Source organism: Streptomyces sp. SJL17-4 (genome assembly GCF_036826855.1).
GTDB lineage: Bacteria > Actinomycetota > Actinomycetes > Streptomycetales > Streptomycetaceae > Streptomyces.
The window spans coordinates 2,035,412-2,049,667 of record NZ_CP104578.1 but is presented as its reverse complement, the minus strand read 5'-3'; the positions used below and the strand labels follow the sequence as shown (position 1 = coordinate 2,049,667).

Genomic DNA, 14,256 nt, shown 5'->3' with positions numbered 1-14,256 from the left:
CGGAATGTAGCGTCGTGATCATGAACTCGCCGAATCCCGCCGCCGCCACGACCGCGGCCGCCGCCACAACCACGGCTGCCGCGACCACCGCGGCCGCCGCCACGACCACGGACCAGGCTCCGGCCGACCCGGCCGCCACCGACGACCTGCTGCCCTCCCAGCCCGTCGGCTACTGGAGCGGCCTGGCGCACGACACCGTCGTCGGCCATCTGCGCGACGCCATGGCCGGGATCGACGCCACGCAGCCCCAGTACTGGGTCCTGAACCGCGTGAACGGCGGTCCGTCGGCACCGAGCCGCGAGGAAGTGATCGCCCAGCTGACACCGCTCGCGGACGGGCCGCACGAAATCTCCCGGGTGGTCGACCAGTTGCTCCACCGGGGCTGGCTCCGGACCGAAACGGGGAGTGACCGGGGCCGGAGCCTCCACCTCACCGAGGCGGGCGAGGCCGCCCGGCTGAAACTGCGCGAGCTCGCCACCGAGCTGCGGGCCGTCGTCCACCAGGGCATCAGCGACGAGGAGTACGTGGCCGCGCTCAAGGTGCTGCGCCGCATGGTCGCCAACGTCGAGGCCGCACGGAGCGCCGCCGCCCAGGAGTAGCCGCGCGCAGCCGGCTCACCTGCCGTCCGCGGCCCGGGTGAACCGGCCGCTCGGCTCCCCACGGAGCCGGCCGGCCGGAAGCCTGCGACCGTAGGCCAGCAGCAGGAGGTCCTGGGCGGCGCCGAACACGGGAGAGCCGGAACCGTACGACCAGTCGAGGTCCTCGGCGCACAACCGCACCCCGTCGAGGTCGGCACCGAAGAACTTCAGGCCGCTGGGCCGGATCTGGTCCAGCAGGATGCGCAGCCGGTCTTCCGGGACGCGCCGGTCGAGGCCGAGGGCGACGGTGATGTCCAGGCCGTGCACCACGTCGTGGCCGAGCGCCGCCGCGAACCCGCCGACGGGAGGTGTCCAGGGGTGGCCGGCGTTGTCCCGCAGGAAAGCGGCGAGTGCGGTGGTGGAGTGGGCGGCCGCGTCCCTGCGCGCGACCCGGTCGGTCATGCGGTGAAGGTTCCCGCGCGCCTTGACCAGCTCACCGAGCGTCGCGGGCAAGGAGAGCCGGAACCCCATCGACATGTGCGCCGCGACCTCGCGCACCCGCCAACCCGCGCAGAGGCTCCCTCCGTTCCACTGCTCGGCCGACAGACCGTCGAACAGGTCCGCCAGTTCCCGGCGTTCGGCCGCGATCGCGGCCCTGACCTCGGTGGTGTTCCTTGTGCGTGCTGTCTCCTTCTCCATGTGACCAACCTTGCGGCCCACCGGCCGATAACGCCAATAGACGTTTCTGCTGCGATCTAGAATCATTGCTTATGGAGCTTCGGCAGCTGCGTTACTTCGTCTCCGTCGTCGAGGAGGGCGGCTTCACCCGGGCCGCGGCCCGGCTGCATCTGGCCCAGCCCGGCCTCAGCGCCCAGATCCGCCGACTGGAGCGGGAGTTGGGGCAGCCCCTGCTCGACCGCTCCGGCCGCTCGGTGACGCCGACCGAGGTGGGCCGGGCCGTCCTTCCCTACGCCCGCGCCGCACTGGCCGCCGCGGACGCGGTGCGGCAGACGGTGGACGCGTACACGGGGCTGTTGCGCGGCCGGGTCACGCTCGGCCTGGTCTCCGGCGCCGCCGGGCACGTCTTCGACATCGCCGGCTTCCTCGCGGCCTTCCACGAGGACCACCCGTCGGTGGAGGTGGCGCTCACCGAGGACACCACGGAACGGATGGTGGCCGCGCTCCTGGCCGGCGAACTCGACATCGCCCTCCTCGGGACGGCGGTGCGGACGCCACCGCCGGGAACGGCCTTCCAGATGGTGATCGACGTCCCGCTGGTCGCCGTCGTCGCGCCCGGCGATCCCCTGCTCGAACGCGCCGACGGCACGAGCGTCCCGCTCGCCGAGCTGCGCGACCGTCCCCTCATCTGCCTGCCGCGCGGCACCGGGGTGCGTGCGGCGCTCGAACGCGGCTGTGCGCAGGCCGGATTCCGGCCACGGATCACCTTCGAGGCGGCGGCCCCCCACGTGCTCGCGCGGCTCGCCGCGCGGGGCCTCGGCACGGCCGTGCTGCCGGCCGGAGAGAACGAGGATCCCCTCGACGGGCAGCTCCGCACCCTGCGGATCGTCGAGCCCGAGATGCGTGCCCGCCTGGCGCTCGCCTGGCCGGCGACCGGTCCGTCGAGCCCCGCGGCCCGGGTCCTCCTCGACCGCCTGCGCGAAGCCCTCCCGAAGCCGCCCGAGGTCCGGGGGGCGCCCGGAAGGGCGTAGGAAGTGTCCGGAGGGGCGCCACTGCGGCCCCGAGCCGTGTCGCTCGGCACGGGAGGTTCCTTGCCCTGTCGAGCACAGCGACGATCATGGGAACGGGCACCCCTCGCACCGACGGGTGCCCGTTCCGCACAGGAGGTAGGGGAATGGCACGCGCGCGTGAGGTCTACTACTACGACTACGCGGGCGACTTCGGGCTCAGCGGCCTCGCGGGCACGCTGTGCGCCCGTACGACGCTCCGCCTCGACGGACCGGTGGTTCTCGCGCTGGCCGAGGGGGAGGCGGACGACGACGACCACCAGCTCGGCGCCGACGTACGCCTCCTCCTCGACTCCCCGCTGCCCGACGAGGTACTCCACACCGTGTGGCTGGCGGCCGTACGCCGCTGCTTCGACCCGGCCGAAGAAGGCACGGACACCCGGGCCTGGCTGGACCGGGTCGCCGACCTGTGTCCGCCGCGCGCACCGGAGCGCGATCCGTACGAGGTGAAGTCCCTGGACGAGGTGCGGCCGGTGGTCCCCGAGGAGGAGCTGCGGACGACCGTGGCGACGGAGATCGAGTCGGCCGCGGCCGGGCTCGCACGGGCCGTCGCCGTACCGGGGATCGTCCCGGCGCTCCTCCGGGTCGTGCGCGAGGCGGACGCGGACCTCGGGTTCCGGCTGTTCCTGAGGGCGCTCAAGGCGTACTCCGTGCCCGTCGGGGCGGACGCGTACGACCGGCTGCTCGCTCTCGGGGACCTGCTGGCCCACCCCTGGGCCGCCGTCCACGAGGAGCTGACCGTGCGATGGCCGCCCCTCGACCCGGGCCGCCGCGACTTCGCGTCCGGCCGTGTCGGGCTGCCGTTCCTCGCCGCCGTACTGCACGGGACGGACTGGCCGCACACGGGCACCGTGCGGGAGCACATCCAGCGGGTCGCCGACGACGGACCGGGACGCGCTCCCGGCACGGCCGCCGCGGTGCTCCTCGACGACGTGTGGCGACTCCTCGACTCCGCCCTCTCCGAGGAAGCGCTCGGCCTGCTCTGGCGGACCGCCTCCAAGCGCCTGTACGTCGTCGGCGAGGACGAGTTCGACGCCGACGCGCGTGCCCTGCTGGAACAGGTCTCCCAGGTGTGCCACGCCCACCTGGGCGAGGTCGACCCCGCCTACGTCCCCTTTCTGTCGCCCGCCAGGACCGATCTGACGGAGACGGTGCTGCGGGAGGTCCGTGCGGCGGTCCACGCCGACGCGGAGGCAGTACGGGGCGTGGCGCGGGTCCTGGAGGACGTGGTCACGGCCGTCGACCCGGACCTCGGCTTCCGCTTCCTCCTCCAGATCCTCTCCACGTACGACATCCCCGTCACCGGCGACCGGCGCGACCGCTACCGGGCGCTCGCCGAGCGGTTCGGGTTCGACGCGGACCACCTCGACGACGTCCTGCCCACCGACCGCACCGGCGCCTCGTAGTCCGGCCCTCAGTCCCGGCCCGGGAAGAAGTCGGCGCTCTGGACGTACTCCATGGCCTTGGTGAACTCCGGGTCACCGAGGCGGCGTTCCGCCTCCTCCGGGCTCACGTCCTCCACCCGGGTCTGGATCCAGTACAGGTTGCCCAGCGGGTCGCGCACGCGCCCGACCCGGTCGCCGAAGAACAGATGGGTGACCTCGGTGACCGAGGTGCCGCCGGCCGCGACGGCCCGCCGGTGCACGGCGTCGGCGTCCTCCACGTACAGACGGAGGAAGCCGGGGGTCGCCGGCCACTCCGGTCGCGCGTCGAACATCATCACCACCGAGTCGCCGATCCGGACCTCGGCGTGCTGGATGCTTCCGTCCTCGCCGGCCAGGCATGAGAGCTCCTCCGCGTCGAAGGCCCGCCTCAGGAAGTCGATGAGCCGCACGGTGTCACGCGAGATGATCCAGGGCGTCACCGTGTGGTAGCCCTGGGGAACGGAGTTGACGGACATCTGGCTGCCTCCTGGGATGCGAGTGCCTCAAGGTGATGACGACGCTAAGCCCGATATAGGCCAGGTCATGGCCTAGAAGGGCCCGGTTCCCGGCGCGAAGGGGTGAAGCGCCCCCACCCCGCCGACACCTCGTGTCGTTGTTGGGCCGAACGGGTGAGGAGCGGGAGGATGTGCCCATGAGTAGGTACGAGAGGTACGACGTCACCGACGAGCAGTGGGAGGGCCTCGCCCAGGTCGTGCCCCTGCGCGGCCGTGACGAATGGCCGTCCAGGGTCGACCACCGCACGATCCCCGAGCAGTACGAATCCGCCGACCAGCGCCGCATGGTCGTGCTCCGAGTGCAGGTGTTCGCCGACGCCCGTGAGGTCGCCGAGTACCTCATCGCCCAGATCCCGGTGCTCCTCGATCTGACGAGCGCCGACACCGAGGTCGCCAAGCGCATCCTCGACTTCAGCAGTGGTGTGGTCTTCGGTCTCGGCAGTGGGATGCACCGCGTCGACCGGAACGTTTTTCTTCTCGCCCCGGCCGGTACGGAGGTCGAGGGTGCGGAAGGTGAGGACGAGGAGGGTGTCGTGGGCGGCCGGACCGCCGGCGTCCCCCGATCGTAGGAAGGTCATCTAGCCGTAACGGTTCGTCAGGGAGTGGACTGCGTACGGTCCGGGCATGGACCTCACCGGTGGCTTCACGCTCGACCACTCCTCCTCCACGGCTGCCCGCTGCTCCGGCGCTCCTTCGCTGGGGGCACCGTCCACCGGCGCTCCGACGACGGGGGCCGCGCCCCGGCTGCCGTCCCAGGGCGGGCCCGGTCGGCGGGCCCGGGCCGGGGCGGAGGCCGGGGGCGCGTCCGGGCGCGGGTCCGGGGGCGCGTCCGAAGGCGAGGGCGCGTCCGCCGGTGGGAGAGGCGGTGGGGGGCTCCGGGCGCGGCCGGCCGTCACCGAGCTGCGGCTGTCCGCGTTCGCCGGTCACCGCTCCGCCGTGCACGCCCTGGGGCCGGTCACCCTGTTCACCGGGCCCAGCGGCAGCGGAAAATCCACCACCCTGCGGGCGTACGAGGCCCTGGCCCGGCTCTGCGCGGGCGACAGCCTCGACGAGGTGTTCCCCGACGCCGCCGACTGCGTCCCCGAGCGGGCCCGGCCCGACGCCCAGGGCCGGCGCGGCTTCCGCATCGGGTGCACGGTCGACGGGCCCGAGGGCCCGGTCCACCTGGACCTCGCCGTCCAGGTCGAACCCCGGCTCCGTATCGTCGGCGAACGGCTCACCGGCCGGGGCCGCACCCTCCTCGCCACCGCGCTCCGCGACCCGGGCCGCCCCACCGTCCAGGCCGAGTGGCACACCGCCGGCACCACCCCCGTCACCCGGGCGCCCTTCCCCGACGGCCTCCTCGGTACGGCCCTGCTGCCGCTGCGGGTCGCGGGCAAGACCCCCGGGCAGCTGGAGGTCCTGGCCGCCGCCGAGCAGGTGGTCGTCGGGCTGCGGTCCGCCTTCGCGTGCGACCCCCGGCCCGAGCGGATGCGCGCTCCCGTACCGCCGGGCGAGGGGCGGCTGCGGCGCGGCTGCGGCAACCTCGCCGAGGTCCTGCACCGCACCCACACGGACTGCCCGCGCCGGCACCACCGCCTCGCGGCCGTCGCGGCGGCCGGATGCGTGGGCCCCGTCACCGGGCTCGGAGTGCAGGAACTCGCGGAGGGCACCGTCCGGGCCGTGCTGGAACGCGGCGGCCGGCCCGCGACCCCGCTCGCCCGGCTCGGGGACGGGGAACTGCGCTATCTCGCGCTCGCGCTCACCCTGCTCACGGGCCCCGGTGTCCTCGCCATGGACCGGATCGCCGAGGTGCCCGAGGCCATGCAGTCCCTGACGCTGCTCGCCGACGGCCTCGACCGCGGGCTCGACGAGCGGCAGGTGGGCGAACTGCTCGGCCTCGCCACGGGCATCGCCGCCGACGGACACATCCGGGTCGCCGGCACGGTCGGGGCACGGACGGCGGCACAGGCGCGCAGGACGCCCGGGGTGACGGTGGTAGACCTGAGCGCGTGACGGACAACGACGTAGCGGGACTGCAGCGCAGGCTGGCCGAGTTCGCGGCCGCCCGCGACTGGCAGCCCTACCACACGCCCAAGAACCTGGCGGCGGCGCTCAGCGTGGAGGCGGCCGAACTCCTGGAGATCTTCCAGTGGTTGACACCCGAGCAGGCGGAGCGGGTGATGGACGACCCGGAGTCGGCGCACCGGGTCGCCGACGAGGTGGCGGACGTGCTCGCCTACCTCCTCCAGTTCTGCGGAGTGCTCGGGGTCGACCCGCTGGCCGCGCTCGCGGCCAAGATCGACCGGAACGAGGTCCGATTTCCCGTCCGGAAGCGAGGCGGAGGGGAGGGAGAAGGAGGCGAGTAGGGGGATTCGATCATGGATTGTCACTCTTCGGAGTGATCGACTTTTCCCCGTCGAGCCTCCTGTCCACAGATTTCCGAATTCCCCTGGTGTTGGGGCTCAGGCCGCCTCACTCTGGGTAGTGGACTGAGTGGGCAGATAAGTCGTACGAACGGGGGCGGCGTTGATGGAAGCGGAACGGCTCATCGCGCTTGGCCGGCACGCGTTGGCGGAGAGCGGATCGGCACAGGACATCGTGGCGGAGGCCTGGCAGGCGCAGGCGCTCGCCCAGGCGATAGGGAATCATCTCGCGCTCTGCGGACCGCAGGAACTGCGGGGCGAGGCAAGGGGATTGAGCGAGATCGGGGAGTACCCGGCGTGGGGTGCCGGTGGGCCGCGTGCGGCCCAGCTGTCGGAGGTGGCGGACCCGCACGGGGCGCTGACCGCGCTCGGGGAGCTGCTCGGGGAAGTGGGCATCGCGCTGGTCGGCGTGGCCTGTGCAACCGACGAGGAGGGGCTCTACTGGCAGTGCATCGAGGCCATCGACGCCGCCGACGAGTCGAGCGACCGGGTCCGCGGGATGCTGCGGCGCCTCGCCGTGCGGGACGGGGAGCGGGCCCGCCCGCCCGACGCCGCCCGGGGCCGCGCGGGCCCCGGACGGGGCCGGTGGTGAACGGGGTGCGGCTCGGCCCGTTCGGGCCCGTGTTCCTGGGGCTCGTCCTGCTCGGGCCCGTGATTCAGGGGCTCGGTTCGTTCGGGGCGGGGCCGACGGGAAGGGGTCTCCGGCTGCTGGGTCCAGGGCTGCTCGGGCCAGGGCGGCTCGGGCCAGGGCGGCTCGGGTCAGGGGTGCTCGGGCCAGGGCGGCTCGGGTCAGGGGTGCTCGGGCTGGGGCTTGTGGGGGTCGGGCTGGTCGTGGGCGGCCTGGTCCGGAGCGAGGCGGTCGGACGTGGACTGGAGGTCGGCGTCCAGCTGGTTGAGGTCGGCCGAGAGCGCCGCCATCAGTTCCTCCATCTGCTGGAGCAGGCCCTTGGGGGCGCCGGCGCCCTTCTGCTCGGGCACGGACCGCGGCACCGGCTGTTCGGGCACGGCCTGCTCCGGCGCGGCTTCCTGGGACATGGGGGCCTCCTCGGCCCGGACCCCGCCGCCGAGGACGGGGCCACGAGAGAGAGCGACGCACCGGCAGCGGCCGCCGGCACGCGGGCCGGGCGGTCCGGCTCCGCCCGAGCCAACGACGGGTGCCGGGCCCCGGTCACTGGCCGGGACGGACGCGGCCCGCCAGGGGGCGGGATATTCACCCGACCGAGCCGGGGCGCACCGCGAGCTGACGGAGAGGTTGACACGCACCCGACGGTGCAGGATGGAGGCATGGATCTCCGCATCTTCACCGAACCCCAGCAGGGGGCCGACTACGACACCCTCCTCACGGTGGCACGGGCCACCGAGGAGCTCGGATTCGACGCCTTCTTCCGTTCCGACCACTACCTCAGCATGGGCTCCGCCGACGGGCTGCCCGGACCGACCGACGCCTGGATCACCCTGGCCGGGCTCGCCCGGGAGACCAAGCGGATCCGCCTCGGCACCCTGATGACGGCCGGGACCTTCCGGCTCCCCGGCGTGCTCGCCATCCAGGTCGCCCAGGTGGACCGGATGTCCGGCGGACGGGTCGAACTCGGGCTCGGGGCGGGCTGGTTCGAGGAGGAGCACAAGGCCTACGGCATTCCCTTCCCGAAGGAGAAGTTCGGCCGTCTCGAGGAGCAGCTGGCGATCGTCACCGGTCTGTGGGAGACCGGGATCGGCAAGACCTTCAGCTACGAGGGGGAGTTCTATCAGCTCAGCGACTCCCCGGCGCTGCCCAAGCCCGCACAGGACAGGATCCCGGTCCTGATCGGCGGCCACGGTGCGAGTCGCACGCCCCGGCTGGCCGCGCGGTACGCGGACGAGTTCAACATCCCGTTCGCCTCGATCGAGGACAGTGAGCGGCAGTTCGGCCGGGTCCGGACCGCGGCCGAGGAGGCCGGACGGGCAGCCGACGACCTGGTGTACTCCAACGCGCTGGTCGTCTGTGTCGGCAAGGACGACGCGGAGGTGGCCCGCCGGGCCGCCGCCATCGGACGGGACGTGGACGAGCTCAAGGCGAACGGTCTCGCGGGATCGCCCGCCGAAGTCGTCGACAAGATCGGGCGGTACGCGGCGATCGGATCCTCCCGGGTCTATCTCCAGGTCCTCGACCTGGACGACCTGGACCACCTGGAGCTGATCTCGGCGCGGGTCCAGTCACAGCTGGGATGAACGGGGCGATCCGATGAAGCCGGACCGTACGCTCGCCGACGCGCTCGGGGCGGGTGTCCTCGTCCTCGACGGCGGACTGTCCAACCAGCTGGAGGCACAGGGCTGCGACCTCTCGGACGCGCTCTGGTCCGCGCGGCTCCTGGCCGACGGCCCCGAGCAGATCGAGGCGGCCCACGCGGCGTACGTACGGGCCGGCGCCCGGGTGCTCATCACCTCCAGCTATCAGGCCACGTTCCAGGGCTTCGCCCGGCGGGGCGTGGGCCGGGAGGAGGCGGCGCGGCTGCTCGCGCGGAGCGTGGAGCTCGCCCGGACCTCGGCGGCGGACGTGGGGGAGGAGGTGTGGGTCGCCGGGTCCGTGGGGCCGTACGGCGCGATGCTCGCGGACGGGAGCGAGTACCGGGGACGGTACGGGCTGTCCGTACGGGAACTGGAGGCGTTCCACCGGCCCCGGATCGAGGTGCTGGCGGCGGCGGAGCCGGACGTGCTGGCGCTGGAGACCGTTCCGGACGTGGCGGAGGCGGAGGCGCTGCTGCGGGCGGTGGAGGGGTGCGGGGTGCCCGTGTGGCTCTCGTACACGGTCGAGGGCGGGCGGACCCGGGCCGGGCAGGACCTTGCGGAGGCCTTCGCGGTCGCCGCGGGGAACGACCGTGTCGTCGCCGTCGGGGTGAACTGCTGCGACCCGGCGGAAGCGGGGCCCGCCGTGGAGCTCGCCGTCGCCATGACCGGGAAGCCGGCCGTCGTCTACCCCAACAGTGGCGAGCTGTGGGACGCCGGCGCGCGGGGCTGGCGCGGCGACATCGCCTTCGACCCGGCGCGGGCCACCGGCTGGGCCGCGTCCGGCGCCCGGCTCATCGGCGGCTGCTGCCGGGTCGGCCCGGCGACGATCTCCGCCCTGGGCTCGTCCCTGGTCGCGGACGACGACGCCGATGAGGGCGAGGGCTGAGCCCGGAGCCACCCCCCCCAGGGCCGTCGCGCGGAAAAATGCCTGGTCGGGAGGGGAGCGGCGAACCATACTCGGAAGTGTGTTCCTGACGATCAGTACGACCGGCAACCCGGAGCGTCCCGCGACCGATCTCGGCTTTCTGCTGCACAAGCATCCCGAGCGGGCGCAGACGTTCTCGACTTCGCACGGCACGGCGCACGTCCTCTACCCCGAGGCGAGCGCCGAGCGGTGCACGGCGGCACTTCTCCTGGAGGTGGACCCCGTGGCGCTGGTGCGCCGCGGCAAGGGCAAGGGCCGGGGCGGCGCCCCGGACTCCGCGCTCGCCCAGTACGTGAACGACCGGCCCTACGCGGCGTCCTCGCTGCTCGCCGTCGCGCTCGCGAAGGTCTTCAAGACGGCGCTGCACGGCGTCTGCCAGGCGATGCCCGAGCGGGCCGCCGCTCCGCTGCCGCTGCGTGTCGAGGTCCCCGCGCTGCCCGCGCGGGGCGGCGCCGATCTGGTGCGCAAGCTGTTCGGGCCGCTGGGCTGGGACACGGTGGACGCCGAGCCGGTGGCCCTGGACGGGCAGTTCCCCGAGTGGGGCGCCTCCCGCTATGTGCGCCTGGTGCTCGAAGGTGAGCTGCGGCTCGCGGACGCCCTCAACCACCTCTACGTCCTGCTGCCCGTGCTCGACGACGCCAAGCACTACTGGGTCGCGCCCGACGAGGTCGACAAGCTGCTGCGCGCCGGTGACGGCTGGCTCGCCGGTCACCCCGAGCGGACGCTGATCACGGCCCGCTATCTCTCCCGCCGCTGGGGCCTGACGCGTGAGGCGAGCGAGCGGCTCGAACTCGTGCGGCTCGCCGAGGCCGAGGGGCTGGACGTCGACGACGTCGACAACGCGGTCGACGAGTCGACCGACACCGAGGAGCGGCCCGTGCCGCTCGCCGAGCAGCGCAGGGCGGCGATCCTCGCCGCCCTGGAGCGGGCCGAGGCGAGCCGGGTCCTCGATCTCGGGTGTGGCCAGGGTCAGTTGGTGCAGGCACTGCTCAAGGACACCCGTTTCACGGAGGTCGTCGGCGTCGACGTGTCCGTCCGTGCCCTGACCGTCGCCGCTCGGCGGCTGCGGCTGGAGCGGATGGGGGAGCGGCAGGCGGCCCGTGTGAAGCTGATGCAGGGCTCGCTCGCGTACACCGACAAGCGGCTGACCGGCTACGACGCGGCGGTGCTCAGCGAGGTCATCGAGCACCTGGACCTGCCGAGGCTGCCGGCCCTCGAATACGCGGTGTTCGGCTCGGCCCGGCCGCGCACGGTCCTCGTGACGACGCCGAACGTGGAGTACAACGTGCGCTGGGAGTCGCTGCCGGCCGGGCACGTCCGGCACAGCGATCACCGCTTCGAATGGACCCGGGAGGAGTTCCGGAGCTGGGCGGCCTCGGTCGCCGAGCGGTACGGGTACGGCGTCGGGTTCACCCCCGTCGGCCCGGACGACCCCGAGGTCGGACCGCCCACCCAGATGGCCGTCTTCACCCGCACCCAGGACCAGGACACCACCACCGCGAAGGAGAAGGAGGAACAGGCATGACCATGACCACCGAGACCGAGACGCCGGCCGCCCCGGCCCGCATCCTGCCCGTCACCGACCTGTCCCTCGTGGTGCTCGTCGGCGCCACCGGCTCCGGCAAGTCCACCTTCGCCCGGCGCCACTTCAAGCCGACCGAGATCGTGTCCTCCGACTTCTGCCGGGGGCTCGTCGCCGACGACGAGAACGACCAGTCCGCGAGCAAGGACGCCTTCGACGTCCTGCACTACATCGTGGGCAAGCGTCTCGCGGCCGGGCGGCTCGCCGTCGTCGACGCCACCAACGTGCAGCAGGAGGCCCGGCGTCAGCTGGTCCAGCTGGCCCGTTCGTACGACGTGCTGCCCATCGCGATCGTCCTCGATCTGCCCGAGGAGGTGTGCCGCAGCCGGAACGCCGCACGCCCCGACCGCGCGGACATGCCCGCGCACGTCATCCAGCGCCACCGCCGCGAGCTGCGCCGCTCGCTGCGCGGCCTGGAGCGCGAGGGCTTCCGCAAGGTGCATGTGCTGAGGTCCGTCGAGGAGGTCGACGCCGCCCAGGTCGTCCTGGAGCGCCGCTTCAACGACCTGCGTCACCTCACCGGCCCCTTCGACATCATCGGTGACATCCACGGCTGCCGCTCCGAGCTGGAGACCCTGCTCGCCAAGCTCGGATACGTCGACGGCCACCACCCCGAGGGGCGTACGGCGGTCTTCGTCGGCGACCTCGTCGACCGGGGGCCCGACTCGCCGGGTGTCCTGCGCCGGGTGATGGCGATGGTCGCCGCGGGCGACGCCCTGTGCGTCCCCGGCAACCACGAGAACAAGCTGGGCCGCTGGCTCAAGGGCCGGAAGGTCCAGGAGACGCACGGCCTCGCCGAGACCATCGAGCAGCTGGGGCACGAGAGCGAGGAGTTCCGGGCCGAGGTCGGGACGTTCATCGAGGGGCTCGTCAGCCACTACGTCCTCGACGGCGGCAACCTCGTCGTCTGCCACGCCGGTCTGCCGGAGAAGTACCACGGCCGGACGTCGGGGCGGGTGCGTTCGCACGCGCTGTACGGGGACACCACCGGCGAGACCGACGAGTTCGGGCTGCCGGTGCGCTACCCGTGGGCCGAGGAGTACCGGGGGCGAGCGACGGTCGTGTACGGCCACACCCCCGTTCCGAGCACCTCCTGGATCAACAACACCCTCTGCCTCGACACCGGAGCCGTCTTCGGCGGCAGGATGACCGCGCTGCGCTGGCCCGAGCGTGAACTCGTCGACGTACCGGCCGAGCGCGTCTGGTACGAGCCGGCCCGGCCGCTCGCGACCGAGGCGCCCGGCGGGCACCAGGGGCGCCCCCTGGACCTGGCGGACGTGCACGGCCGGCGGATCGTGGAGACCCGGCACCTCGGCAACGTCGCCGTACGCGAGGAGAACGCGGCGGCCGCCCTCGAGGTGATGAGCCGGTTCGCGGTCGACCCGCGGCTGCTCACCTATCTGCCGCCGACGATGGCGCCGACCGCCACGTCGAAGGAGGAGGGCTACCTGGAGCACCCGGCCGAGGCCTTCGCCCAGTACCGGGCGGACGGTGTCGAGAAGGTCGTGTGCGAGGAGAAGCACATGGGCTCCCGGGCCGTGGCCCTGGTCTGCCGGGACGCCGACGCGGCCAGGGAGCGCTTCGGCGTGGACGTCGAAGGGGTCACCGGCGCGCTGCACACCCGTACCGGACGGCCCTTCTTCGACGATCCCGCCGTCACCGAGCAGGTCGTCGACCGGCTGCGGACGGCGATCGGCGCCGCCGGACTCTGGGACGAGCTCGACACGGACTGGCTGCTGCTCGACGGCGAACTGATGCCGTGGTCGCTCAAGTCGGCCGGGCTGCTCCGCGCGCAGTACGCGGCGGTCGGCGCGGCCTCGGGCGCGGTCTTCCCCGGTGCGATCTCCGCGCTCGAACAGGCGGTGGCGCGCGGGGTCGAGGGGATCGACGGGCTGCTCGCGAAGCAGCGGGAGCGAGCGGTGGACGCGGAGGCGTTCACCGAGGCGTACCGCAGGTACTGCTGGCCGACCGAGGGCCTGGACGGTGTGCGGTTCGCGCCGTTCCAGCTCCTGGCGGCGCGCGGACGCTCGCTCACGGCCGTCCCGCACGACGAGCAGCTCGCCTGGCTGGACCGGCTCGTGGAGCACGATCCGACCGGGCTGCTGCAGGTCACCCGTCGGCTCGTCGTCGATACGGGCGACGAGACCTCGGTCCGGGCCGGTGTCGACTGGTGGCTGGACATGACCGGCGCCGGCGGCGAGGGCATGGTCGTCAAGCCGCTGGCCGCACTCGTCCGCGACGGCAAGGGCCGGCTCGGTCAGCCGGGCGTCAAGGTGCGCGGGCGGGAGTACCTGCGGATCATCTACGGTCCCGAGTACACCCGGCCGGAGAACCTGGAGCGGCTGCGGCAGCGCTTCCTCGGCCACAAGCGTTCGCTGGCCCTGCGCGAGTACGCGCTCGGCCTCGAGGCCCTCGACCGCCTCGCCGAGGGGGAGCCGCTGTGGCGGGTCCACGAGGCCGTGTTCGCCGTCCTGGCTCTGGAATCGGAGCCGGTGGACCCGAGGCTGTGAGGCCTTGAAGTGGAGTGAGGCCTCACGGCAGTGAGACCGTGAGGCATTGCGGCCGTGAGGCTGCGCCGCCGAAGTGAGGCCGTGCTGACCGGAAGCCCTCGCGGAGACCCCCTCGGACGGGTGGGGCTCCGCGAGGGCTTCGGTGTGTTCGCCCCGCCTCCGCAGGGCCTTCGCACGGTCTTCGCGAGCTCTTCGCCCGGCCCCGACGGGGGGCGCAGGGGTGCGGGCTGCGGCGCTCCCCTGCGCCCCCCGTGCCTGTTGACGCATTTCTTCCGCACCCTCTAGCGTTCTTCACCCCATGACGTGA

General features: G+C 73.2%; 14 protein-coding genes. 11 read left to right on the top strand and 3 right to left on the bottom strand.

The features are described from left to right. Nucleotides 1-20 precede the first annotated feature (20 nt). Nucleotides 21-599: a MarR family winged helix-turn-helix transcriptional regulator gene (locus N5875_RS08995; protein WP_338492823.1), complete on the top strand. Its 579-nt coding sequence runs from the start codon at nt 21-23 to the stop codon at nt 597-599. Between the two features lie 15 nt (nt 600-614). Here N5875_RS08995 and N5875_RS08990 read toward each other — a convergent pair whose 3' ends face one another. Further along, nucleotides 615-1,277 carry a maleylpyruvate isomerase family mycothiol-dependent enzyme gene (locus N5875_RS08990; RefSeq protein WP_318212148.1) on the bottom strand — a complete coding sequence of 221 codons (663 nt, stop codon included), beginning with the start codon at nt 1,275-1,277 and terminating at the stop codon, nt 615-617. Between the two features lie 71 nt (nt 1,278-1,348). Between N5875_RS08990 and N5875_RS08985 the strand changes: the two genes are divergently transcribed. Both N5875_RS08985 and N5875_RS08980 read left to right on the top strand, forming a co-directional pair. Continuing rightward, nucleotides 1,349-2,287: a LysR family transcriptional regulator gene (locus tag N5875_RS08985; protein WP_318212147.1), complete on the top strand. Its 939-nt coding sequence runs from the start codon at nt 1,349-1,351 to the stop codon at nt 2,285-2,287. A 143-nt stretch (nt 2,288-2,430) separates the two neighbouring features. Continuing rightward, nucleotides 2,431-3,729, top strand: coding sequence for a hypothetical protein (locus tag N5875_RS08980; protein ID WP_318212146.1), 1,299 nt, complete (start codon nt 2,431-2,433; stop codon nt 3,727-3,729). A gap of 8 nt (nt 3,730-3,737) precedes the next feature. Here the strand turns inward: N5875_RS08980 and N5875_RS08975 are convergent, their stop codons facing one another. Next, complete coding sequence (locus tag N5875_RS08975; protein ID WP_318212145.1) at nt 3,738-4,223, bottom strand: VOC family protein; 486 nt, start codon at nt 4,221-4,223, stop codon at nt 3,738-3,740. Nucleotides 4,224-4,399: 176 nt separating this feature from the next. Between N5875_RS08975 and N5875_RS08970 the strand changes: the two genes are divergently transcribed. From N5875_RS08970 to N5875_RS08955, 4 genes are all read left to right on the top strand, one after another. Continuing rightward, on the top strand, nt 4,400-4,831 hold the full coding sequence (locus tag N5875_RS08970; protein WP_318212144.1) for a cell division protein SepF: 432 nt from the start codon (nt 4,400-4,402) through the stop codon (nt 4,829-4,831). 55 nt (nt 4,832-4,886) lie between these two features. Further along, entirely contained in the window at nt 4,887-6,257 is a 1,371-nt protein-coding gene (locus N5875_RS08965) for an ATP-binding protein (protein ID WP_318212143.1), read from the top strand. Then, nucleotides 6,254-6,610, top strand: a complete 357-nt coding sequence (locus N5875_RS08960; protein ID WP_318212142.1) for a nucleotide pyrophosphohydrolase — start codon at nt 6,254-6,256, stop codon at nt 6,608-6,610. Before N5875_RS08965 ends, N5875_RS08960 begins: the two co-directional genes overlap by 4 nt. 163 nt (nt 6,611-6,773) lie before the next feature. Further along, on the top strand, nt 6,774-7,259 hold the full coding sequence (locus tag N5875_RS08955; protein ID WP_318212141.1) for a DUF6099 family protein: 486 nt from the start codon (nt 6,774-6,776) through the stop codon (nt 7,257-7,259). 197 nt (nt 7,260-7,456) lie between these two features. Here the strand turns inward: N5875_RS08955 and N5875_RS08950 are convergent, their stop codons facing one another. Continuing rightward, entirely contained in the window at nt 7,457-7,702 is a 246-nt protein-coding gene (locus N5875_RS08950; RefSeq protein WP_318212140.1) for a hypothetical protein, read from the bottom strand. A 249-nt stretch (nt 7,703-7,951) separates the two neighbouring features. On the opposite strand from N5875_RS08950, the gene N5875_RS08945 reads away from it, so the two are divergent. The 4 genes from N5875_RS08945 (at nt 7,952) to N5875_RS08930 (ending at nt 13,949) form a co-directional block, all read left to right on the top strand. Continuing rightward, entirely contained in the window at nt 7,952-8,875 is a 924-nt protein-coding gene (locus N5875_RS08945; protein WP_318212139.1) for an LLM class F420-dependent oxidoreductase, read from the top strand. A gap of 13 nt (nt 8,876-8,888) precedes the next feature. Further along, nucleotides 8,889-9,818, top strand: a complete 930-nt coding sequence (gene mmuM, locus N5875_RS08940) for a homocysteine S-methyltransferase (protein ID WP_318212138.1) — start codon at nt 8,889-8,891, stop codon at nt 9,816-9,818. Nucleotides 9,819-9,897: 79 nt separating this feature from the next. Further along, a complete protein-coding gene (locus N5875_RS08935) occupies nt 9,898-11,382 on the top strand; it encodes a 3' terminal RNA ribose 2'-O-methyltransferase Hen1 (RefSeq protein ID WP_318212137.1) in 1,485 nt (494 codons plus the stop codon). Further along, on the top strand, nt 11,379-13,949 hold the full coding sequence (locus N5875_RS08930) for a polynucleotide kinase-phosphatase (RefSeq protein ID WP_338492814.1): 2,571 nt from the start codon (nt 11,379-11,381) through the stop codon (nt 13,947-13,949). Before N5875_RS08935 ends, N5875_RS08930 begins: the two co-directional genes overlap by 4 nt. The last annotated feature ends 307 nt before the right edge of the window (nt 13,950-14,256 follow it).